Source organism: Geobacillus kaustophilus, from assembly GCF_000948285.1.
Taxonomy (GTDB): domain Bacteria; phylum Bacillota; class Bacilli; order Bacillales; family Anoxybacillaceae; genus Geobacillus; species Geobacillus thermoleovorans_A.
The window spans coordinates 55,748-78,990 of the sequence record NZ_JYBP01000003.1 but is presented as its reverse complement, the minus strand read 5'-3'; the positions used below and the strand labels follow the sequence as shown (position 1 = coordinate 78,990).

The 23,243-nt window shown below is 42.2% G+C and carries 21 protein-coding genes and 2 pseudogenes; 6 read left to right on the top strand and 17 right to left on the bottom strand.

Annotation, left to right across the window (positions count from 1 at the left end):
* The first annotated feature begins 176 nt into the window (after positions 1-176).
* A complete protein-coding gene (locus LG52_RS00970; protein ID WP_044730487.1) occupies positions 177-1,127 on the top strand; it encodes a cation diffusion facilitator family transporter in 951 nt (316 codons plus the stop codon).
* Between the two features lie 131 nt (positions 1,128-1,258).
* Positions 1,259-1,885 (top strand): LysE family translocator, encoded by a 627-nt coding sequence (locus tag LG52_RS00965; RefSeq protein ID WP_044730486.1) that lies wholly within the window; start codon positions 1,259-1,261, stop codon positions 1,883-1,885.
* A gap of 476 nt (positions 1,886-2,361) precedes the next feature.
* On the opposite strand, the gene LG52_RS00960 is transcribed toward LG52_RS00965, so the two are convergent.
* Genes LG52_RS00960 through LG52_RS00945 form a run of 4 tightly spaced genes read right to left on the bottom strand, consistent with a single transcriptional unit; the run spans position 2,362 to position 6,841 of the window.
* Positions 2,362-3,882, bottom strand: coding sequence for an Ig-like domain-containing protein (locus LG52_RS00960; protein WP_197074535.1), 1,521 nt, complete (start codon positions 3,880-3,882; stop codon positions 2,362-2,364).
* 16 nt (positions 3,883-3,898) lie between these two features.
* Positions 3,899-4,879: a FecCD family ABC transporter permease gene (locus LG52_RS00955; protein WP_044730485.1), complete on the bottom strand. Its 981-nt coding sequence runs from the start codon at positions 4,877-4,879 to the stop codon at positions 3,899-3,901.
* Positions 4,872-5,879: a FecCD family ABC transporter permease gene (locus tag LG52_RS00950; RefSeq protein WP_044730484.1), complete on the bottom strand. Its 1,008-nt coding sequence runs from the start codon at positions 5,877-5,879 to the stop codon at positions 4,872-4,874. Before LG52_RS00950 ends, LG52_RS00955 begins: the two co-directional genes overlap by 8 nt.
* A 20-nt stretch (positions 5,880-5,899) precedes the next feature.
* Positions 5,900-6,841: an ABC transporter substrate-binding protein gene (locus LG52_RS00945; RefSeq protein ID WP_044730483.1), complete on the bottom strand. Its 942-nt coding sequence runs from the start codon at positions 6,839-6,841 to the stop codon at positions 5,900-5,902.
* A gap of 406 nt (positions 6,842-7,247) precedes the next feature.
* Between LG52_RS00945 and LG52_RS00940 the strand changes: the two genes are divergently transcribed.
* Together LG52_RS00940 and LG52_RS00935 are read left to right on the top strand one after the other, a co-directional pair.
* On the top strand, positions 7,248-7,898 hold the full coding sequence (locus tag LG52_RS00940) for a hypothetical protein (protein ID WP_044730482.1): 651 nt from the start codon (positions 7,248-7,250) through the stop codon (positions 7,896-7,898).
* A gap of 370 nt (positions 7,899-8,268) precedes the next feature.
* Positions 8,269-9,495, top strand: coding sequence for an NAD(P)/FAD-dependent oxidoreductase (locus LG52_RS00935; RefSeq protein WP_044730481.1), 1,227 nt, complete (start codon positions 8,269-8,271; stop codon positions 9,493-9,495).
* A 338-nt stretch (positions 9,496-9,833) separates the two neighbouring features.
* Here LG52_RS00935 and LG52_RS00930 read toward each other — a convergent pair whose 3' ends face one another.
* Positions 9,834-10,340, bottom strand: a complete 507-nt coding sequence (locus LG52_RS00930) for a YobA family protein (protein WP_231578582.1) — start codon at positions 10,338-10,340, stop codon at positions 9,834-9,836.
* A gap of 1,076 nt (positions 10,341-11,416) precedes the next feature.
* Positions 11,417-11,545, bottom strand: a pseudogene (locus LG52_RS20445) (Fis family transcriptional regulator); the annotation flags it as partial.
* Between LG52_RS20445 and LG52_RS20880 the strand changes: the two are divergent.
* Positions 11,537-11,796 (top strand): annotated as a pseudogene (locus LG52_RS20880) (tyrosine-type recombinase/integrase); the annotation flags it as partial. The pseudogenes LG52_RS20445 and LG52_RS20880 overlap by 9 nt on opposite strands.
* A gap of 351 nt (positions 11,797-12,147) precedes the next feature.
* Here the strand turns inward: LG52_RS20880 and LG52_RS00915 are convergent.
* The 8 genes from LG52_RS00915 to LG52_RS19595 form a co-directional block, all read right to left on the bottom strand.
* The gene (locus tag LG52_RS00915; protein WP_044730478.1) at positions 12,148-12,720 is read right to left on the bottom strand and encodes a hypothetical protein; all 573 of its coding nucleotides are present in this window, start codon (positions 12,718-12,720) and stop codon (positions 12,148-12,150) included.
* 114 nt (positions 12,721-12,834) lie between these two features.
* Entirely contained in the window at positions 12,835-13,176 is a 342-nt protein-coding gene (locus LG52_RS00910; RefSeq protein ID WP_044730477.1) for a hypothetical protein, read from the bottom strand.
* 590 nt (positions 13,177-13,766) lie between these two features.
* Entirely contained in the window at positions 13,767-15,089 is a 1,323-nt protein-coding gene (locus tag LG52_RS00905) for a phage portal protein (protein ID WP_231584410.1), read from the bottom strand.
* Positions 15,090-15,265: 176 nt separating this feature from the next.
* A complete protein-coding gene (locus LG52_RS00900; RefSeq protein ID WP_044730476.1) occupies positions 15,266-16,456 on the bottom strand; it encodes an ISL3 family transposase in 1,191 nt (396 codons plus the stop codon).
* 246 nt (positions 16,457-16,702) lie between these two features.
* Positions 16,703-18,304 (bottom strand): terminase large subunit domain-containing protein, encoded by a 1,602-nt coding sequence (locus LG52_RS00895; protein WP_044730475.1) that lies wholly within the window; start codon positions 18,302-18,304, stop codon positions 16,703-16,705.
* Positions 18,305-18,425: 121 nt separating this feature from the next.
* Positions 18,426-18,827 carry a hypothetical protein gene (locus LG52_RS00890; RefSeq protein WP_052524463.1) on the bottom strand — a complete coding sequence of 134 codons (402 nt, stop codon included), beginning with the start codon at positions 18,825-18,827 and terminating at the stop codon, positions 18,426-18,428.
* On the bottom strand, positions 18,827-18,985 hold the full coding sequence (locus tag LG52_RS19600) for a hypothetical protein (RefSeq protein ID WP_156135615.1): 159 nt from the start codon (positions 18,983-18,985) through the stop codon (positions 18,827-18,829). Before LG52_RS19600 ends, LG52_RS00890 begins: the two co-directional genes overlap by 1 nt.
* Positions 18,986-19,294: 309 nt before the next feature.
* Entirely contained in the window at positions 19,295-19,618 is a 324-nt protein-coding gene (locus tag LG52_RS19595) for a hypothetical protein (RefSeq protein ID WP_156135614.1), read from the bottom strand.
* A gap of 16 nt (positions 19,619-19,634) precedes the next feature.
* Here LG52_RS19595 and LG52_RS00885 point away from each other — a divergent pair, with 16 nt between their 5' ends.
* The gene (locus LG52_RS00885) at positions 19,635-20,825 is read left to right on the top strand and encodes an ISL3 family transposase (RefSeq protein ID WP_044730474.1); all 1,191 of its coding nucleotides are present in this window, start codon (positions 19,635-19,637) and stop codon (positions 20,823-20,825) included.
* A 150-nt stretch (positions 20,826-20,975) separates the two neighbouring features.
* Here LG52_RS00885 and LG52_RS00880 read toward each other — a convergent pair whose 3' ends face one another.
* The 3 genes from LG52_RS00880 to LG52_RS00870 form a co-directional block, all read right to left on the bottom strand.
* On the bottom strand, positions 20,976-21,731 hold the full coding sequence (locus tag LG52_RS00880; RefSeq protein ID WP_052524461.1) for a hypothetical protein: 756 nt from the start codon (positions 21,729-21,731) through the stop codon (positions 20,976-20,978).
* A 210-nt stretch (positions 21,732-21,941) separates the two neighbouring features.
* Positions 21,942-22,754, bottom strand: coding sequence for a hypothetical protein (locus LG52_RS00875; protein ID WP_044730473.1), 813 nt, complete (start codon positions 22,752-22,754; stop codon positions 21,942-21,944).
* Positions 22,755-22,988: 234 nt separating this feature from the next.
* Positions 22,989-23,168, bottom strand: a complete 180-nt coding sequence (locus tag LG52_RS00870) for a helix-turn-helix domain-containing protein (RefSeq protein ID WP_044730472.1) — start codon at positions 23,166-23,168, stop codon at positions 22,989-22,991.
* Positions 23,169-23,243 lie beyond the last annotated feature (75 nt).

Genomic DNA, 23,243 nt, shown 5'->3' with positions numbered 1-23,243 from the left:
ATTGATTCCTATTCGCCAACAGAACGCTTCATTCCTTGAATGCTTCGTCTATATTTTTAGACAAATTCCAACAACCGCTGTTTCCGGCTGTCGAAATTTCATTTGCACACAGGCGGATTTTTATATTATAATATATATAAATTGATAATTATTATAAAAATAACGGGGGGTGCATTATGGCTCCAACACTGTACGATTTTCACCATCTCCCGCACGTCAAAACGCAAAATCAATCGAAAAAAGCGCTCTGGGTGACGCTTTTGTTGACCATGTTTTTCACCGCCGTCGAAATCATCGGCGGGGTGCTGTCCAACTCACTCGCCCTCTTGTCCGATTCGGCCCATATGGCATCCGATGTATTGGCGCTTGGCTTAAGCATGGTCGCCCTCTACATGGCGACGCGCCCGCCGAATCGTCGGTTTACGTTCGGCTTTTTGCGGTTTGAAATCATCACATCGTTTTTGAACGGGCTGACGTTGGCCGTCATTGCGCTGTGGATTTTATGGGAAGGCATTCAGCGTTTTCTCCATCCGGAACCGATCCACTTTCGCCTCATGCTCGGGATCGCCGCAATCGGCCTCGTCGTCAACTTGACGTTGACCATCGTCTTAAGCCGGAGCACGAAAGAGGAAGACAACTTAAACGTTCAGAGCGCCCTTTGGCATTTCATCGGCGACTTGATCAGCTCGATCGGCGTCATCGTTTCCGCGCTGCTCATTTATTTCACCGGCTGGACGGTGTTCGACCCGATCATCAGCTTAGTGATCGCCGCCATCATTTTCACGGGCGGGGCGAAAATTATGCGCGAATCGTATCTCATCTTAATGGAAGCCGTGCCAGATGGGTTCGACCTCGAACAAATCCGCGCCGATATTCGAAAGATCGAAGGGGTCGAAGACGTGCACGATATGCACTTATGGGCCATCTCGACCGACCATTACTCGCTGTCGGCTCATGTGTTTGTCAACGAACGCATCCAGCCGCTATGCGTCATCTTGGCAGTGAATGAAATGTTGAAGGAAAAATACGGAATCGAGCACGCCACCATCCAGGTGGAGCACGCCATGCTCCATGACCATGGCCGCTATGGCCGGGCGTTTTTGGAGAAAAAAGCTTCCCATGAATAGGAAATGCCGCCTCTGCTTTCTAATGGCATGGGCGGCTTTTTCGTTTGTCCATTTTCCCTTTCAAACAAAAAGGAATCCATACGATCCGCGGCGAACATATACAGTCATCATGCCGAAGGAAGGGATGCCTCATGGAAATCGGAACGATCTTCTCGTTTTTAGGCGTCGCCGTTTTGCTTACGTTAGCGCCAGGTCCCGACATTTTGTTCGTCATCGCCCAAAGCCTGTCCCAAGGCAAACAGGCGGGCATCGCCACCGCGCTCGGGCTGTGCACCGGCCTGCTTGTCCATATCAGCGCCGCTGTGCTCGGCGTCTCCGCTGTTATTTATCAGTCAGCGTTGGCGTTTGTCATCGTCAAGTACGCCGGCGCCGCCTATTTGCTGTACTTGGCATGGCAGGCGTTCCGCGAAAAAGACAGCGGCCTCTCCTTTGGGCGGCAGAAGCCGATGGCATACGCCTTGCTGTACAAAAAAGGCATTGTCATGAACGTGCTCAATCCGAAAGTGTCACTCTTCTTTTTGGCGCTCTTGCCGCAGTTCGTGAACGAAACAGCCGGCCATGCGCCGCGGCAAATGCTGCTGTTAGGCGCCGTCTTTCTCGTGCAGGCGCTCATTGTCTTCACCTTCGTAAGCATCGGCGCGGAAAAACTGCGCCATCTGTTGCTGTCGAACAAACGAATCTCCAAGCAGATCAATTGGCTAAAAGGCGCCCTGTTCGCCCTAATCGCCATCCAAATCGCCTTCAGTGAGCGTTCGTAGCGGCGCGCGGCTAGAGGACGCCGCGCCTTTCTCCAAACGCCCCCCAACACCTCTTTGACTCAAAAAAGCGCCGCACCGCCTAGAAGGCCGGTGATTTAATGAGAAAAAGCAGTTCAAAACCGGCTCTTCTCAAATTGAGCAGTCTTGTAAAATCGGCTCTTGTTTCCCGACGAACTCCATCGATTTGGCAAGCATAATCATTTTTTGCCGTCCTTCTAGAAAATAGGTGAAAAACAACGGATTCGCTCGATTTGCGAGAAGTCGAAAGGGATAAAGTTATGGTGTTGCAAGGTTTTTCAACTTGAGAAACGCTGTTGGGGAGCAACATTTCCCCTTAAACCACCAGCCTTCTAAGAGCCCCACATGTTACAACGATTATGCCCTATACTTATGAAACATTTCTACTCATAAAAAAATCGGCCGAACCCTCTTTGAAGCATCCCGCTTCAAAGAAAGGCTCGGCCGACAGGTCCTTCTTATTGCCCTTTCGTCACCGTCGCTGTGGTCGCTTCACTATGGTTTTGCGCTTTGTCTTCTTGTGTCGCAATGATCACCAGCTGGCCATTGTTGAACGCAGACAAATCGATCGTCTTCGAAAAATTCCCATTCGAGTCCGCCGATGTCCGTTCAACAAGAGATTTTTGTCCATCCGTAATGATGATTTGCACCGATGCGTTGCTTTCTGCCTTTCCTGCGATCGTATATGCCGCTTGATTTTGATTCGTAACGGCTGGGAGGGCGTTCAATGATGGAGCGGCAACAGCTGTATCCTTCCAAACCGTCGCGGTTGCCTCGGGGCTTACATTGCCCGTTGCACTCGTTTGAACGGCTGTAATGGTAATCAATCCATCGCTTAACGGGGAAATATCAGCTTCTACACGGTATCTCCCGTTTTCTTCTACCGTACCGACTGTGCTGATTTCATTCGTTCCATCGGACAAAGTGACCTCCACTTCCGCCCCTGGCTCTCCCTTGCCCGTCACCTCATAAGCAGTTGCATCTTCACTGGCGTTCACATATCCTTTATTATCAATAGACGGCTTGGCAGGAGAAGTCAAAGATTTGATGAGGACGACACTTGCCACGCGGCTTTCATTTCCCGCCTGATCCATCGTTTTCACACGGATCGTGACCTTCCCGTCCTTCAGAGAAGAAGTATTGATCTCTACTTCATAATTCCCATCTTCATCCACAAGTCCGCTTGCTGAGACGGATTTTTTTCCATCAGCAGCCTCCACCACCACTTTCTCTCCAGGCGTTCCTGTCCCTGTTACTGGATAAGCTTCATAGTTGAAAGCATTGATATATCCTTCATTCAACAGCTCAGGGGCCTCTATGCTCACATCTTTCTGAAGCACTTTTTTCGATTCGCCGCTTCGGTTTCCTGCCGAATCCACACTAACCGCGGAGACCGTAATCTCTCCTTCCGCCAACTTTCTTGCATCGATCACCGCCCGGAATCGCCCTTTGCCGTCCGTACGCACCGTTTTGATGATGCGCTGTTTTCCATCGCTCAACAAAACTTGCACAGCGCTGTGGGGTTCTGCTGTTCCTTGGACAGCATAAGCGTTCTGCTGTTTGGCATTGATCCATCCTTTATTCGTGATCACTGGAACGGAAGGCGCCTTCGTATCCTTGATAATCTTTTTTCGTACGCGGCTATGCTTCTGCCCCTTGATGATTTGCGTGACAGACACCGTTAACGTCCCATCTCGTAATGTCGATACGTTAACCGGTGCTTCAAACGATCCGCTCTTTTGAACAACAGTGTAATGAGTGACAGATGCTTTTCCATCCGTGATCACAATTTTAATCTTCGCTCCCTTGAACCCTTTTCCTTTTACGATATACTCTTTCACAGATGAAGCATTCACCGGCTGCGCACTTTCAATAGCAAGCTTGGCCGGTTTCGCCGCATACACTTCAGACTCCGCCGCCCCCGCTATGGCTAAACTGACTGCTGCGAAACTAGAAACCATCCATTTTTTCCAATCCATACTGATCCCCTTTTCATTATAATTTTGCTCGTCGAAGCAGAAAGAGAAAGTACGGGGCACCAAGGAATGCCGTCAGGATGCCGACTGGGATTTCGATTGGCGCCGCGGCGGTTCTTCCCGCTGTATCGGCGCTGATCATCAAAATTGCTCCTAATAAGGCGCTGACTGGAATCAGCCACTGATAATCCGCCTTTGTCAACAAACGGGCAAGATGGGGGATGACCAGTCCCACAAATCCAATCGGACCCGATACGGCTACAGCGCTTCCACACAAGCCGACCGCAATGAGAAAAATCAGGAAACGAGCTGCTTGGACACGCAGTCCCAAACTCGCCGCTACATCATCATGCAGCTGCAAAACATTCATGCAGCGATAACAAAGATAAGCGAGTCCGAGTCCAACCACTGACCAAGGAGCGATGAGAAAAACATGTTCCCACGTCCTTCCCCATAAACTCCCCGCCAACCAAATGACCGCGGCATCAATCCCTTTGGTCGCAAAAACCAAAATCCCCGCAACAGCCGCCTGAAACAAGGCATCAAAAGCAATTCCCGATAAAGCAAACCGTCCTTTATCCATCCCTTTCTTCCAAGCAAACGCATACACGCAAAGGCCGGCAGCGAGAGCACCGAAAAAGGTGACAAACGGTAGGCCGCTGATAGGAAAATGAGGGATGATCAGCAGCGCCAACACAGCAAATAAGCTAGCGCCAGCCGTCATTCCAATGACATTCGGAGCGGCAAGCGGGTTTTGCGTCACTGCTTGCAACAGCGCTCCGGATACGGCGAGGTTGGCGCCGACAAACAGCCCGACCAATATCCTTGGCAAACGATATTCCCACACGATTTCCCCATTCAGGGAAGACTTTCGGTTGAAAAATGCCTCCCATACTTGCGAAACAGGGATTTTCACATCCCCAAAACAAGCGCCTAATGGCACAATGATGATAAGAAGCAATGCCAAACAAGCCACAAGTCCTACATAACGCTTACGCATTCCATTCGCCCTGCTTCCTAATCAAATACAAAAAATATGGGCAACCAACGGCAGCTGTAAACACTCCGACAGGGAGTTCAATCGGCTGCGCCACCAAGCGTGCAAGCAAATCAGCCGTCAAAAGCAACATTCCTCCGCACAAGGCGCCAACCGGAATAATATACTTATAATTCACGCCGACCATTTTTCGGACGATGTGCGGAATAATCAAGCCAATAAACCCGATTACCCCGGATACGGACACTGCACTTCCAGCCAAAATAATAATAATGACTGCCATGACAGTTTTGAGAATCCCCACATGAACACCAAGACCTTTGGCTGCATCGTCGCCCAGTTCCAACAGATCCATTTTCGAAGCGATCATGATGGAAATGAGCAAGCAAGCAAGAGACCATGGAGCGATCATCGACAAATGGCGCCATGTCAAACCGTTTAACCCACCGGCCAGCCATGCATATACAGCAGCCGCATCCTGGCCAAGCAAGACCAAAATTCCGACGGTGATCGCATGCAAAAATGCGCTGACGGCCACTCCGGCGAGGGTTAAACGCACCGGAGAAAGGGCGCCTCTCTTCAGAGACAAACTATATACGAGTGCTCCTCCAACCGCTGCCCCCAAAAAGACAAGGGGGGAAAAGAAAAGGAGGGGAAGGCCGGCGAAAAAATATTCAATGATGACAACCACCACGGCTCCGCCGGCCGACACCCCCATGATTTTTGGCTCGGCCATTGGATTTTTCGTTAAACATTGCATCATCGCTCCAGCGACCGCCAGATTCGCCCCGATCAAAACCGCCAAAAGCGCACGGGGAAAACGCAAATCCCAAACAACTGTTCGCGATTTGGATCCATCGTCTTCCAAAAGCACATCAATCACTTCCCGAACGGGTACGAAAAACGGACCAGAGACTAAAGAAACGATGATCAACAAAATGATGCCCAACACTAACAGCGAACTGATCCATATCGCTCTTTTTCCGTATGCCAAAGATGACATCCTCTCGCGGCATCATCCTATTACTGATAACGTTTTAAAATGGATGCCGCTTCTTTTACAATCAATTTTGCCGCCAACGGTCCCCGGCTGCGAGACCAAAGATCGCGATTGACTTCCACCACCCGCTTCTTTTTCACTGCTTTTAATTGGGACCAAATTGGGTTGGCTTTCACTTTTTTCAGGTCATTCTTCCCAGGATCCGTATAGGCAAACAGCACGTCTGGATCGATTTCTAAAATTCTTTCTAAACTTACTGTTTTAAAGTCGGAGTATTCATCCCCTTTTTCCTTAAATGCATAATCAGCCTTAAGCGCAGTAAAAATCGATCCGGAGAATGAGTTTTCCTGCCATACATTAATGCCATCTTTATTTACGAAAAAGCCCAATACACGAAGATTTTTATCTTTTAATTTTGCCTGCTGCGATTTCAATTCTTTATAAAACTGATTCACAAACGATTTTGCCTTCGCCTTCCGCCCTAAGATGTCTCCCAATACAAGAAGCTGATTCATGGCTTCTTTGTAGCTGTTCGCACGAAATCCCGCTACTGGCGCAATCTTTTTCAGCTGAGGGATCATCGCTTTATGGAACTCAAATTCATGGTCGATAATGATCAAATCCGGTTTGAGCGCTGCGATTCTCTCTAAACTCGGGGCGCTAAGCGCCCCAACGCTTGGCACCCCTTTTAGTTTATTGCGCAAGTATGTAGGCACTGTTCCAGAATTGGAAATCGTGTACCCCACTGGCTTTAAGCCTAACGTGACAACCGCATCTGTCCCCGCCATGCTTAACGTGACAATCCGCTTCGGCGTACCTTTGATCACCAGCTTGCCAAGCTCCGTCTTAAACACCCTTGTCTTGGATGCGGCCTCGACAGGCGCAGCCGGTTGAGCCAACGGCCCAAGCAGCACGAACAACGCCATCAGCATGGCAAGAAGAGAGGTCCATTTTTTCTGCAACACGTTACATATTCCCCCTTAAATCTTAATAATGATAATCCTTATCAATAAAGATAATAATTGATATTGAATATCTTTGTCAATACAATGATAAAAAAACAGCACTATTCATTTTTTACTAAGATTGGCTCAATCCAAATATCACAGACAACCATCCCAAGACAATCATCTGCGCTGTAACTTGCCGCCCTTTTTCATCTTCTTCAAAAAATCCCTTGTCTTCCCCCATACGATTTATGCTAAAATGGAAATCGGATGTCCCCAGATCTGCTGCACACATGCCCACGGATGATCAACTCCTTTGGCAAACCTTTCACCAACAGGGTCCAGACAGCGTGAGGAAAGCAACAAAAGCCATGAATCACTGTTTTGAATCACCGTCCATCCACACTTGGAAAGGATGATCCAGATGGAAGCATTGCTTAACCAAATTTTGGATCGACTCGACCAACTCCATTCGAGCGTCGGCTCCTTGACATCGGAGGTCAACGATATCAAAACCAAAATGGCCACCAAAGACGAGCTCGCTGAACTCCGGTCCAAAGTGAACGACATCGAAGCGAAAATGACCACCAAAGACGAGCTCGCTGAACTTCGCTTCACCGTGAACGAGCTCCAGTCCAACACAAATGAAATTCAAGCGAAGATGGCGACCAAAGAGGAACTGGCTGAACTCCGGTCCAAAGTGAATGAACTCCAATCCAACGTAAACGAAATTCAAGCGAAGATGGCGACCAAAGAGGAACTGGCTGAACTCCGGTCCAAAGTGAATGAACTCCAATCTAACGTAAACGAAATTCAAGCGAAGATGGCGACCAAAGAGGAACTGGCTGAACTCCGGTCCAAAGTGAATGAACTCCAATCCAACGTAAACGAAATTCAAGCGAAGATGGCGACCAAAGACGACCTTGCCCCTATTTGGCAGGCGGTCCTGGAAACCAATGAAATTGTCAAAAAGATCGAAGTCAACCAAGAGCGCCACGAACACATTTTGGCCATCCTCTCCAAACGCTCGATTGAACATGAGGCATCCATCGCCAGCCTGCGGCACGCGCAATAATTCTACAGAGCGAAGACAATCGGTGTAGGGAACAAACAATAGACAAGGGGCGGGCTGTGCAGCGCAACAAAGAAAAAACATCCCTTTCGGACACGGATCGCGGGGATCATCCAAGAGAAATCCCCCCCTCATCAAAGCAACAACCTGACAGCGTTTGAACTATGTTTATAATATCCATAGGTTCATTAATAACATCCGGGAAGGCTAAGCGTTTTCCCGGATTTACCTGATTATCCCCCTTTGCTGCGTTGCTCCAGCCATGAAGTCGAAAAAACGTTTGGCGCGGTTCCCCTCCTCCTTCCCGACGAATAAACCAAATGATTCCGGTCATGCTAAAAACGAACGATGAAGTGGAAGGAGACGAACGATCGTGAACTTGCAATCTGGAATCTTCTACTGGCCAACAACTTTTACCAACCCGCCGAGCTACCCGGTCTTAGAGGAAGACATCGACTGCGACGTGCTTATTATCGGCGCTGGTACTTCGGGCGCCCAATGCGCCTACTTCCTCAGCGACACCGATCTTGACGTCGTGGTCGTCGAGAAGCGAAAAGCGGGACACGGGAGCACAGCTGTCAATACGGCCCTGATCCAATACTTGGGGGAAAAAATGTTTTTCGAGCTGATCAACAGCTTTGGCGAAACGTACGCGGCGCGGCATGTAAAACTTTGTGAACAGGCCATCCGCGATCTCGCCGATGCCGCTCGAAAGCTGCCGCTCGATTGCGAATTTGTCTCCCGCGACAGTTTGTATTATGCCAGCTCTCCTGAAGATGTAAGCAAATTGGAAAAAGAATACGCCGCTCTCCAGAAACACGGCTTTGCTATCGAATGGTGGCCGGAAGAACAAATCGCCCGCCATTATCCGTTCCGCAAGCCAGCGGCGCTACTGACGAAAGGAGACAGCGAAGTCAATCCATACAAACTGACGATCGGCCTGTTGGAATATGCCAAACGCCGAGGGGTCGCCATTTACGAACAAACCGAAATCAATGGAAAAAAACTCGAAAAAGACCAAGCCGTTTTTTATACGAAAACCGGCGCAGTCATTCGCGCCAGAGCAGTCATCGTGGCGGCTGGTTACGAAACATTGGACTTCAAAAAAGATCCGAACGCCGTGCTGAGCAGCACTTATGCCGTGGTTACCAACCAAGTCGAGGATTTCTCAAGCTGGCACAACCGAACACTCATTTGGGAAACGGCCCGTCCTTACATCTACATGCGGACGACCGCTGACAACCGCATTATCATCGGTGGATTGGATGAAGATACAACGTATGCCGATGAGCGCGATGCCAAACTCATTCATAAGCGCGACCAGTTGATCGCGGAGTTTCAGCAACGCTTCCCCACGATCCCGGTTCGAGCCGAATTTTACTTAGGCGCCTACTACGCCGGCACACACGACGGTCTGCCGATCATCGGAGTATACGACGAATATCCAAACTGCTATTTCGTCTACGCCTATGGAGACAACGGCGCCGTTTACAGCATGGCGCTCGCCAAATGCCTGCGCGACTGGATCGCGGCAGGCCAAAGCGGCGACGCCCAGCTCTACTTGCCGGACCGTCCGCTTGTCTCGGCGTTGTCTTCGTAACAATGTTTCCCCGAACCCCCCCATCAAAGGGGGAAGGGCACCTTTCTCTTGCGTTTGCGTTCTCTTGTGTTCTATTTTTGTCTGAATAACTCTATAGATGCAACGAAGAAGTTTAACATATCCTTGACGGAAAAGCGGTTTGTCCATTTTCGACTGTCGAAGGCAAGCCACAGGCTTGACCCGTCGCGCCAAAGCATGACGGAGGACCGAACGACCACCTGCTTCACAGGCCCATATATGGGTCTGGAAGCGGCGTTGTTCGGTCGCCCGACAGTCGATAAAAGCTGCAAATGGTAAAACTTCAAATTGCATCTATATCGATGGCAATCCTCTCATCTTTATCCATCCTTGATTCGAACATCAAATTCCGTTCGCCCATGGGCGTCTTTCACTCGAAGCGTCCAAGTGTCCGCTTGTTTGTCATACTGAACCGCTCGAATCACAGGAATCATGTGCTGGAGACCAATCGCCTCCTTTTTCAGCGCTTGGCGGATCACTTCCTCCTCCAATAAGCTGGCCCCATCACGCGGAGCGCTCGGCACAACCAACACTTTTCCAGCCTTTCCTTGGCCTGGATACGACTCAGCAATTCCTTCATCAATCCAGACCCGAACTTTCTGACCGATCTTCACTCGCGCTGGTGCATTCGAAACCAAGATAGCATTGTAAAACTCTTCAATCCCGCCTGTGGAACGAAAATCTTGCGGATCCGAACTGACAACCAAGATGCTCCCCCCTTCTTTTCTCACAACATACCCTTCAATGGCATAGCGGTCAGTTTGCCCGTTACAGCCTGCCAACCAAACAGTCCACACGGCGGCAATGAAAACAAGCCGTTTTTTCAACCCAATCTCCTCTTTTGTTATCATTAGTCGCATTTACGGAAACATCGTTTCACCCTTTTATGAAAAGCTCCATTTTGACAAATCCATCATGGGTTCTTACATCCTCCATCAAACCCGGGATATAATTCATCGCCATGATGATTCCAAGTGCGATAGCAAGGCGCCGACACCACCAATGAAATGGGCGACAGCTGATGCGCTCCCGCCTGTGGTGGTTATGTATGTTCGAGTTTTTACTTCTCCCTTTTGTTTAAAAGGCATCACAAATACACCTCCCCGGCGTTTGTTGCGCATAATCATCCTAAAATTCAACGCCAAACCCTCTTTTCGCACCTTAATAGGGGCTTTTTATTTCGTTTTCAGGAATAACTTTTTGACCAACACATCAAGCGATGGCAAGTCTTTTTTATGCCATGAAGCTCTGTACGTTTGGGATGCAGGACTCTATGCACCTTCATTTTGCACTAGACACTTGCCGCCCTTTTTCATCATCTTCTTCAAAAAATCCCTTCTCTTCTCCCCCATACGATTTATGCTAAAATGAAAATCGGATGTCCCCAGATCTTTTGCACACACGCCCACGGATGATCAGCCCCATGGTCAAACCCTTCACCAACAAGGTCCAGACAGCGTGAGGAAAGCAGCAAAAGCCATAAATCGCTGTTTTGAATCACCATCCATCCACACTTGGAAAGGATGATCCAAATGGAAGCATTGCTTAACCAAATTTTAGATCGACTCAATCAACTTCATTCGAGCGTCAGCATCTTGACATCCGATGTCAATGATATGAACAATAAAATAAACAGGATCGAAGCGAACATGGCACCAAAGGAGAACTCGCTGAACTGCGATCCACCGTGGATGATCTTCAGTCCAATTTGACACTCCACACGGCTAAAGGGCGTGGGATTCTTGGGTCGTTCGCGTCCTCATCCATTTCTGGTTCAGACAACGCCCAAGTTTAGGGGGGTGTCCTCACCCCGTCCCATCGGGTTAAGTTGTACCCCGATGGGCGGCGCACCTGTGACCAGTGCGCTAGGTTAGGCGGCGAAGCCCGAAATCGCTTTGGCGATGGTAATGACACTTTCTTTTTCGTGGTCGTCCCATTTATAAATAGGCTCACTCTCACTGGAACGAAAATACTTTTGCATAAGCAATGGGTCGAAAAGTTTCTCACGTTGATACACTGCGCGTCGCTCGATGCTGTTAACAAAACGCTAAAAACGTTGTGCAGGAAACTTGGCTTAAAAGAGGTGACGATGCATTCCTTGAGGCATACGCACGCTTCGATGCTTTTATACCGAAAGCGAACATCAAATATATTTCAAAGCGTCTTGGTCATAAGGATATAGGGATCACATTGCAGACCTACTCGCACATTTTGGACGAGCTGGAACAAGCGGAAAATATGCTCCTCGATCAAATCATGGATGATCTATATCATGCAAAATAGCGGTGCAAAATTCGTGCAACATTTTTTCGGATTTTATCGTTTTTTTTTTCGGGATTCCCCAAAAATGAAAAACGACCGCAAACGCGGTCGCATCAAGGGTTTCACGATTTTTGTTCGTGAACTATCGGATACTAATGATGCCGATGGTGGGAGTCGAACCCACACGGGGGGCTACCCCACACGATTTTGAGTCGTGCTTAAAATGGCACTAAATGGAATATATTTAAAACTACCGATGTATCAATAGTTTTCCTGCAAGATTTTTTCTGATTCAAAAAATTTTCTCATACGACTTTAATTTTTCTTACAATATATCATACATAATTTATCCCCTGTTTTCAATACTAAATTTTATGATAATTCACATGTTAAAATAAGCAATCCATTCCTTGTCATATCAACATCGATAACCTTCCATGTTTCCCCCATCACTTCAAATGTCGTATTTACAGTGAATTTACTTTTATTTGTTTCATTATCCTGCATCGTAACAATAATTTGATTTTCTGACACTCTAATAGGCGCAAAATCATCTATTTTGAAAGTGTACTTATCAATGATACATGAAACATTAATTTCTCCAACAACCACTGTTTCGTATATTGACTCTCCGAAATCGTTGTATCCAATTATTCTCTTCTCCGTTATTTGAATTTGTATTGTATAATTACAATGCCGCATTAATGCTTTCTTATACAGTTTCCCTTCCGTAATATCAGACACAATTAGATATTTTTTTTCATTGTGTAGAATTAAATTTCCACGTTGAATGTTAGAAAGAGTATAAATATATTTCTCTTCATAATCACCGATTTTTGCATTATTTACAATTGCTTTTTGCTCAACATTATCTATCTTAACCGTTTCCCCGACTGTATCAAGAAGGAATTGAAAATCGGAATTATCTATTGTAAAAGGATTCATTTTTTAACCTCCTATCCAGTAACATCATAAAAAGATGATGTCGCCAAAATGGTAACATCATAAAAAAGAGGATGATATTTCATCCCCCTCACTGCGTGATTTTCAGTCACTCCGTTACGAATTAAACAACATGAATACGTTTCCGTTTTGTTCATCTTCATCCGTTTTCATGCTGCGAATTTTTCTTTCGAGTTGGTCAATACGATTAATAAGATTAGTATGAAAATCGGCAACAGTCATGTCATCAAGTTTGTATACTTTCATTAAAGAAGGATTGTTTGCGATTGATTCAAGAATGGATAATGCAGTTTTATATATGTTGCGTTTATTTGTTGCCGATTGAGGATTATATTCATCGTGTGCTTTTAGACCGTTTTCATCTAAATATACCGTTAATTCGTTTTGATCTAAATCAATGCCTTTAATTTCTAAAAGCAAACGTTGAAGATTTGTCATATTCATCATTTCCTTTCATTTTATTCATCATAGGCAAAGCGAAAAAATAATCAATAGAAACGAGCAATATTTCATCTATGTTAAAAAAACGTTGATTTATAGGCATTTTTTGAATGTATAGTGAATGTGCAAAAAGTATTGAAATATCAACGTTTTTGGATGGTATGGAATTAAAAGAAGTCGTCCGATTTCCAGCGACAAGTGTCAAGAGTCGTCCGAAATTTTTTAGCGCGTGTGTAAAATGACTTGCTACGGGCAAATTTTGGCAATTAGGGGTATTGTTTTATGCTTTTTCAGTTGCCATGATAATGTTTGTTATATGGGGAATTGCTTCCTATAAGATGCATTATGTAAACTATAGTATATTTTACCCTAATTTTTACCATATTTTATGTAATTTTTTACATTTTTCAACCCATCTATGCGCTTAACAAGCCAAATTTTGGACTTGACCGCCTGCCCCTGCCCTGCAACCTTTTTTTAATTGGCTTTTTGCGCCATTTCATAACAGGCGCGAGCAGGCGGATATAGTATCGTCAAGTATTTTTACTTTACACATCTACATTTCCATTAAACACAACATCTTGTGTCTAATTATTCTCACTGCCACTAGATATTGTGCCTTTTTCTTCCTTTAATCTCATCATCTCTTGCTGAACATCATGTACGTACGGATTCTGTTCCAACATCGTTTGCAAACTCAATCCACCTATTTCACGCAACGATTTCATATTCTCGATAATTTCTTTATCGCTGCTTGGAAGTGCATACTGGAATACAAGCCCTAACGAATCAAATTCATCATCAGTAAACGTTACGCCTTTATATTCAAGTAATCGTCTAATCTTCTCAAAGCGCTGTTCTATCCCTTCACGCATATATTGTTCATTTATTGACGCTTTAATCTCTGCCAATTGGAATAAAAGTTTGATCGAAACTTCAGACAAATTACTTATATCTGTCTTATTTAAACTCACGGCTGGTGTCTGCGATATATCTAACAATGCTTGCAACAATGTTTTATACAATGTTTGGAATGTTTGATAATCTGTTTTATTTTGTTCTAGGTAAAACTCGCCACCGTCATCAAGGTTAATACCCTTCCCGACCACCTCGCTAGGCAATTCACCTTTCAACTGTTGACCAATTGAAACTGCAATCGGATCCATAAACTTATAAAAAGTATCCATATATTTACTGATTAAGTCTTCCATGTTGTCAAGAATACTAATCCAATCTTCTAATTCACTTTTACCTTCGTTATCATTGACTTCATTCGTTGTTTTATAAACAATCGGCAATCCACTTAAGTTTGCGTATCTTCCAGTTAAGCGTAATTCTCCACCTTTATTATCATATGTTTCAACTGTATCCTCTGAATACACAATATAATAATCAATCCCATTTACCATATACGCCTGTATAAATGCAATCATTTCATTATCATCGTTCCAAACAGGAAAACCTTCACTAGCATCTATAAGTTTCGATTTAATTGTTTTATTCCCTTCTAAATACACATACTCATACACTTGCCCGTACTTCAACATCTTATCTAAAATTTTACGATTCAGTCGGTCATAGTGTCCTTGCTTATTTACCTTTTGATATTCTTTAACAATACGCTCTTTTCCTGTAATCGTAATCGGGTGTTGAAGAAGAAATGATGTTTGGAAGTTCAATAACGTCTTTGCATATTGTAAAATTATTTTTCGTGGATGAAATTCTTTGCCATTGTACATGTATGGCTGTTTTTGAAGAATCTTATGTTGCCCATTCAAATAATCTTTTAGATTCATTACATTCATTATACGTTGTTGATTCGTCACACTCTGCACTTCTTCAATAAACCAATCATTACGCCCATCATAAAATCCTTTTATGTATTGTTGAAGATTCAGGGTCTTCACCATTTTCTGTGATTTCTACTCAATCCTAGAGACATGTTAGCTGGATGAAATAGGTTCATCAGTCAGGATCCTTCTTCCGCATACAGACCACGAAGTTGGTAGAATGGAAACAGTCAAGTGCTTTCCTTGACGGGTTCCATTCTACCAACTATCATACCGATAGCGGAAGAAGGGAGCGCTTAAGCAGCCTGACTGCCTGTAGTGTTCCCTGTACACTCCAGAAATACACGCAAACGAAACCGTTCTAGATTTCGATAGCCATATGCCCGGCGTTTGATGTTTTTGATCTTGTGATTCGTCCCCTCAATTCGGGCATTCGTATATGGGCACAAAAAGTAGGAAAGAATAGGCTCCTTCCACCTTTCAAGCGTGTTGGCTGCTTTCTGAAAAGAAGCAAAAGGGCTCTGTTTGGCTAACTGAATCCATTCTTCCAAGCGTTCCTTTGCTTCATGATATCCATCGGTTCGGTAAAAATCCCGAAACAACTCTTTCAGATAATAAGCAATGGAAAGTGCCGGATACTCCTCCAAGATATCGTCTAATCGAAGCCGTTGGTCCTTACGAAGCTTTTCACAGCCTTTCAAGAGAAGATATCGAGCCTTTTTCAATGGAGAAAATTCCTTTCTTGCTTGATCCAAGGCTTGTGTCACTTTTTGAACCACATGGTACTTATCGATGACAATCGAAGCAGATGGAAACAGGGCGCGAACCGCCTTATGATAAGGTTCCCACATGTCAAGAATCACCGTTTGGACCATTTCTTTCGACAGGATATTTTGGCTCAACAAGTTGATGGCGGAGTCACATTGGCGATCGGCATGCATTCCCATGACCGATCCGGCTCTGGCATCCATCAATACAGTTTCATACTGATGTCCCTTTTTTACAGCGATTTCATCTAAACTAAGCACCATTCCTTCTTGAGAAGATGCTTCTATCGCTGTTTGACGCTCTTTTGCTTTTTTCGATGCGATGGAGTAATAAATGCGTTCCAATGTTGTATATGGGATGCGGTGCTTTCGGCTAACCTCTTGAATGGTGGAGCCTTCGCAAAGTTCATACAAGTACTCACAAAATCGATTGGTGTAGTGTTGATTGGGTGGAATCGATTCCAAAGAGGCGGAAAACACTTGAGAACAATTCCAGCACCGATAGCGCTTTACCTTTATGAACAAGTACACCGGTTGATGGAAAATCGCCAAATCCCGTACTTTTCTTGTCCGTCTGTCGTGGACAGAGGAAGTGGCAAACCCACAATGAGGGCAACGTTCCTGTGTCTCTGTTTTCTCTACATGAATCGTATAACCATAGGAAAGAAGTTCTTGTTTAATCACTTTAAATTCTGGCAATCCTAGTGGTATAGAAAGCACTTACGAGACCTCCTTAATGTTTATTTCACCGCTAACATTATTGCCAGGATCTCGTCAGTGCTTTCTCTTTTTTGTCACTAAATCACAAAATTTGGTGATGAACCAAGATTCATTTATATTCCCCCTTTTTAAAAGTGAAATAAAAAAAAGTGTACCAACTGGCACACCCCTGCACGAACATGCACAATGCTGCGCAAACTCGTTCAAGTTTGGTATTTATTGATTTCTTTCGCTCAACAAATAAAATTAAATATCTACATAGTATTTTGCCTGTTTCATTGCTTGGCACGCCATAGCCACGCTGATAATCATATCATCATGAAAATTATTTCCTTTTTTATTACCCATTCTCCCCTTGTTATCTTCTTGATAAATTTTCATTTCCTCTAAAGTTCGCACACATTCAATATTAATAAGCCCTAATTCAAACATTTCCTTCATATCGTTTATAATAATCGGCTTTGTTACATTTGTTGTTTGGAAACCAAGTTGCATTTTCCGTTTACCTCTTTGGTCAAACACTTTCTGTTTTAATAAGTTCATATATCCATAATCTTTCCGTAATCGTTCCAGTAAAGGCAATCCCAGTGAGTTCCTTTCAACACAAATAAAGATGTAATTATAAAAACGCCCTAATTCATTCACTATTTCTGCAAAACGATAAACAGGAATATCATTCGCATAGAATGAAGCAACTTGCTGTCCATCGGCATCAAAAATAGACATTGTTGAATAATCTCCACCTTGACCACTTGCAACGTCTACACCCGCATAGTGTCTTACTTTTTGTTTCGGTAAATGATAAATGAAAAGATTTTTGTTTATGTATGATTTTAAGGTATCGGGTAAAACTCTCATGACCTCTTTTGTTTCTAAAGGCGGTATCACATGATGAAGTCGTTCAATAATCTTATTAATGTCGAATACACTCTTTGACGTTTTCATAAATGCTTCGTCTGGTGTAGTCGGAAACTCACGTCTAAACTTTTCAAGTGAATTTGTCGCTATATAATAACGTCTAAACATTAATTGTCTATATGTAGCACCGTATTTATCACGGAGAATCTTTTCATCATGATCTAAATCCTCATATGTCATTCGTCTACCGTTGTTATTTGCTTTCCACCACGCCTCTGCCTCATCGAATGTATGCTTAAATTGTTTTGTATATGCTTCTGCAAGCCACGAGAAAAAGAACGCCTTCCAAACACTATCCTTTTCCCTGTATGCTTTCATAAACATTTCTTGATATGTGTTGTAGCCGAAAGCAGTTGATTCAATAATGATTGCACTAGATTCATTCTTTGCAAGTGCAGGAATACATGTTGCAATTATTTCTTCCTGTACATCGGCAGGGTATTTCGCCATTTCAGACAAGTGAATTAATTGAAAAGTATTACCCGAAATTGAATCTTCACCGCTTGCAGTAGCAATAATGATTCGGCTGCCGTTGTCGAGATACAACTCATCCCTGTTATTTAAAAGTGTTTTAGGAAACAAATTCGGATACTTGTCATGCGGAAGATTTTTATACATTTTCTTCAATTTAACGAAAAGTGATTTACTTACACTTGCATGATGAGTCATGATGATATAGTTAGTATCGGGCTTTGTACATGCACTATACAACATGTAGGCAAGAGATAACGTTGTGAAGCCAATTTGTCGTCCTTTAAGAATGATATTATATTTTGACATCTCATTCATAAACTGTTCCTGCTCTGGATTCAAAACAAACGGTACAGTATCGCCGTTATTGTCAACGATCTTAATGAAGTTCTTCGCAAACAGTTTAAAATCATTCATAATGATTTTTATTTTTTCTTCTTTTGTCAATCTTTTAGCCAATCAATCTCACCTCCTGCAAAAAGAAAAAAGGTATCGCCAACTATTGCGATACCTTCCTCACATATGAGTAACCCCCTACGCAAAATCTGCTTATCTTCTAAAACCGACATACTGTCTGTTTTTAAATCTCTAAATCATCATCCTCATCTTCTTTCACTTCTTCTTGTTTTGTCTGTGTCCGATTCATCGCTTTTTGAAGTTGATTCATATCTTTATGTAATTGAAGAAACAATTTAACCGCCTTTTCGTCACCTTGTTTTGCTTTTTCTGAAACAACGTCATATACGGTTTCTAAATCACGTTGCATTTTGCCCTTCATATACAACATATACAATTCAAAATACTCATCTGTTTGTTCCCAGTTCTGAAAGACGATCATCGACTTTCTATCCGCCCATTTCAGAAATTCTTCATCAGACATATTTAAAATATGTTCATTTTTCGGTGATCGTATTTGAAATTTCCGCATGAAATATGCTCTTTTGCGCCACTCCAGTTTTGATAATGCTTTGTGAATGTTCATTATTTATCCTCCTTTGATTCAAGATATTTTTCTAATCGTTTTATGTCAGACAATATTTCTTTTGTAATCAATTGTTGTTCTAAAAGATTTAACTTCATTAGCGATAAACGCATTTGTATCATTTCAATATTTTTCATCATTTCTTTAAATTCTTTCATAAAGATTCCCCCTATTTATTTGATTAAATAAAAAAATGGACTAGCGTTTGTTAGCCCATCATTTGAAATTTAAAAAGGTTATCTTTTTGCGGTATATATAATATAGTGTATTTTTACTGTATTATTTATTTACAATTCTAAAAGGTTATATATTTGCGGTATATATAATAATTAATAATAGATGTAATGTAATAATAAATATAATTAATTATTCTATATATTATATATACCGTAATTTTGTAACCTTTTTAATTCTAAAGTATATAGTTAAATGTTATATGTTATATATACCGCAAATTTGTTACCTTTTTAATTTTTATTTTGTAGCATATTCATCTGTTCTTCAATTTGCATCGCCAGTTTCTGTTTTTCTTCGAGTTGTTTGTAATATGTGTATACACTCATTACCTTTCTTTTTTGATACTGTTTAGCGTTATTTGTGAAATTAGTTGGCTCATTTGTGAAATATGTATTTGGCATTTTTTCACCTTTTCCAAGCCCAACAACAAAATCTTCTACTTTACAGTGAATCATATTATATTTTTGGTTCATCACCAAATTTTGTGATTTAGTGACAAAAAAGAGAAAGCACTGACGAGATCCTGGCAATAATGTTAGCGGTGAAATAAACATTAAGGAGGTCTCGTAAGTGCTTTCTATACCACTAGGATTGCCAGAATTTAAAGTGATTAAACAAGAACTTCTTTCCTATGGTTATGCGATTCATGTAGAGAAAACAGAGACACAGGAACGTTGCCCTCATTGTGGGTTTGCCACTTCCTCTGTCCACGACAGACGGACAAGAAAAGTACGGGATTTGGCGATTTTCCATCAACCGGTGTACTTGTTCATAAAGGTAAAGCGCTATCGGTGCTGGAATTGTTCTCAAGTGTTTTCCGCCTCTTTGGAATCGATTCCACCCAATCAACACTACACCAATCGATTTTGTGAGTACTTGTATGAACTTTGCGAAGGCTCCACCATTCAAGAGGTTAGCCGAAAGCACCGCATCCCATATACAACATTGGAACGCATTTATTACTCCATCGCATCGAAAAAAGCAAAAGAGCGTCAAACAGCGATAGAAGCATCTTCTCAAGAAGGAATGGTGCTTAGTTTAGATGAAATCGCTGTAAAAAAGGGACATCAGTATGAAACTGTATTGATGGATGCCAGAGCCGGATCGGTCATGGGAATGCATGCCGATCGCCAATGTGACTCCGCCATCAACTTGTTGAGCCAAAATATCCTGTCGAAAGAAATGGTCCAAACGGTGATTCTTGACATGTGGGAACCTTATCATAAGGCGGTTCGCGCCCTGTTTCCATCTGCTTCGATTGTCATCGATAAGTACCATGTGGTTCAAAAAGTGACACAAGCCTTGGATCAAGCAAGAAAGGAATTTTCTCCATTGAAAAAGGCTCGATATCTTCTCTTGAAAGGCTGTGAAAAGCTTCGTAAGGACCAACGGCTTCGATTAGACGATATCTTGGAGGAGTATCCGGCACTTTCCATTGCTTATTATCTGAAAGAGTTGTTTCGGGATTTTTACCGAACCGATGGATATCATGAAGCAAAGGAACGCTTGGAAGAATGGATTCAGTTAGCCAAACAGAGCCCTTTTGCTTCTTTTCAGAAAGCAGCCAACACGCTTGAAAGGTGGAAGGAGCCTATTCTTTCCTACTTTTTGTGCCCATATACGAATGCCCGAATTGAGGGGACGAATCACAAGATCAAAAACATCAAACGCCGGGCATATGGCTATCGAAATCTAGAACGGTTTCGTTTGCGTGTATTTCTGGAGTGTACAGGGAACACTACAGGCAGTCAGGCTGCTTAAGCGCTCCCTTCTTCCGCTATCGGTATGATAGTTGGTAGAATGGAACCCGTCAAGGAAAGCACTTGACTGTTTCCATTCTACCAACTTCGTGGTCTGTATGCGGAAGAAGGATCCTGACTGATGAACCTATTTCATCCAGCTAACATGTCTCTAGGATTGAGTAGAAATCACAGAAAATGGTGAAGACCCATATTTTTTTAATGCATCAAGATATTTATCAAGTGTCCGCCCTTTAATCGCTGTTTTTTCTTCTAATGTTTCAAGTGGAACTCTATATCCATCATAAATTTGATTCATACAACGCAAAAAGGCGTACAGGTAAAACCCTGTACACCCTAAATCATCATTCGTCATACAAAATATAAATGCTTCAAATGGCACTAAATGCGTTTTATCAACATAAAAGAATGTACCATCTTCATAATAATCCTCTTCTGATTCTTTATCTCTGTAAAATGCCTTTACAGGGAATTTAATTTTATAATTTTTCGGTACATTTAACATTTTTATATATGCTCTAAATTCCTTGAAGTCATCAATATATTGAAATTGTAGCCCATCAATTTCATCATAAGAATAAGCAATAGGAAAATCTTTTTCTGTGCGAATATAACCTATTTGCTCAAGGACTCCATTTTGTTTAATCAAATAATCCAACTTTTTATAATTTTCATTGTACCCCAATATCTTCTTAATGAATTTTTGTTCAATCAGTTCATTAACCATTCCGTATTTTGCATATCTGTATAGCCATGTAATGAAGTAAATATAGGAATAAGCAAAAGCAATATGTGAAGGATTGTCGATATTCTTCTTTAAATCCTCAAAAATCTCATTCGGCATAAAGATTTTAGATTCGTAATCATTAAATTGTAATAATTGTTCCATTTCTGCATAAGTCATCATATTTGATTACCTCCTATAAATTAACGATTTTTCCATTCAAGAATGGCTTGATTGAGAAATTCCGTACGTTCAAAGACCGTAAAAATCATTCCTGTTTTCAAATGCCGTCCTTCACATATATAGTCGATATTTTTTTCACATCTCAAAAAATCCCTTAATCTCTTGTCATAGCAAAAGAAATAATTACTTTTATTCATTTCTGATTACCTCCTAGCAAAGTGTTGTATATTTCATCTTTCTTGTGCCAGTAAGCGCAAATGAAATTAAATTCGGTATTTGATCTTTTGATTGGATTTGATATGTATAAGCGTCTTGTGTTTTAAATTGCGCCATTAAAGTAAATTGCTTATTAGGTAACTCTATCGGAAAATCAAAAAACTCTTGCAATTCTGCAAGGGCAACATCAGTTTCTAAATATCCTTCATCATTCATTATGATTTTTGATTTAAGATTGTACTTTTCTTGAATATGTAAATAATCGGCTTTTGTTGTTTCGTTAAGCAAATCAATCAATTCATCAAAGCCAAGCAAATGTAAATATGTATTATGTATTTTTCTAAACTTATCAGAATAATGCCCTAGGAACGATGAATCAATTGCTAAAAGAATCATTTTTCCCTCTCTCGTCGCTGGTAAAGATAAACCGTAAAAACTCCATATAGTTAATGTTGTGGACATGGAATATTTCTTTGTGTAGTTACCTGCATGTACCTTCAATAAAGCGTTAATGTTTGCTGTAAGAGGATTCACATAGTCATTTTCATTAATTCTTACAACATGATTGCACCATGATTTACCCTTATGTAAAGCAAGGTCAATTCCTATTGCTTTCCGTTTATCTTCTTTATCAGCAACGAATATGTTTTTAAAATTATAAAAGTAATTAATTTCATTTCCTTTTACGTATTTTTCAATAGCGCAACCTACAAGTGAATCAAAATCATCAGTTAAAATAAGTGTATTTTGTTTTGATGTATAATCCGAACACCAAACAGGGAATAGTTCTCTTAATTTCTGTTTCATTTCATGCGGTGAAAGAAAGAGAACACTCCCGCCATCCTTTTAGAAAAACTCAAAATAAATATTGATTTTTTTCGTCAATAACCCTTTTACAACCCTTCATATTGAAGGGTTGCTTTCCTCCTTTTACTCCAAAGAAAATTTTTGTTTTTTGAAGTAAAAGGAGGCGGTCATGACGTGTTCCGTACTTTCTTCACTTTTTCACCTCCATTTTCTTTTTTCTATAAAATATGTGTTTTATTTTTCATCTATATAACGTCTATACAATTCAACTTTTTCTTTTTTCATGCCACATTGACCACGCTCATAGCGACTTAATAGAGATTGCGAGCATTGTAGTACTTGTGATAGTTCCTTTTGTGAAATTCTCTTTTTTCTGCGCTTGAGTAAATACTCATCACGCAATTTAATATTCATTTCCTTTCACTCCTTTCTGTCAAAAATATGAATAATTTTTTTATAAAAAAAGAGGATAACGCATAGATGCGCTAT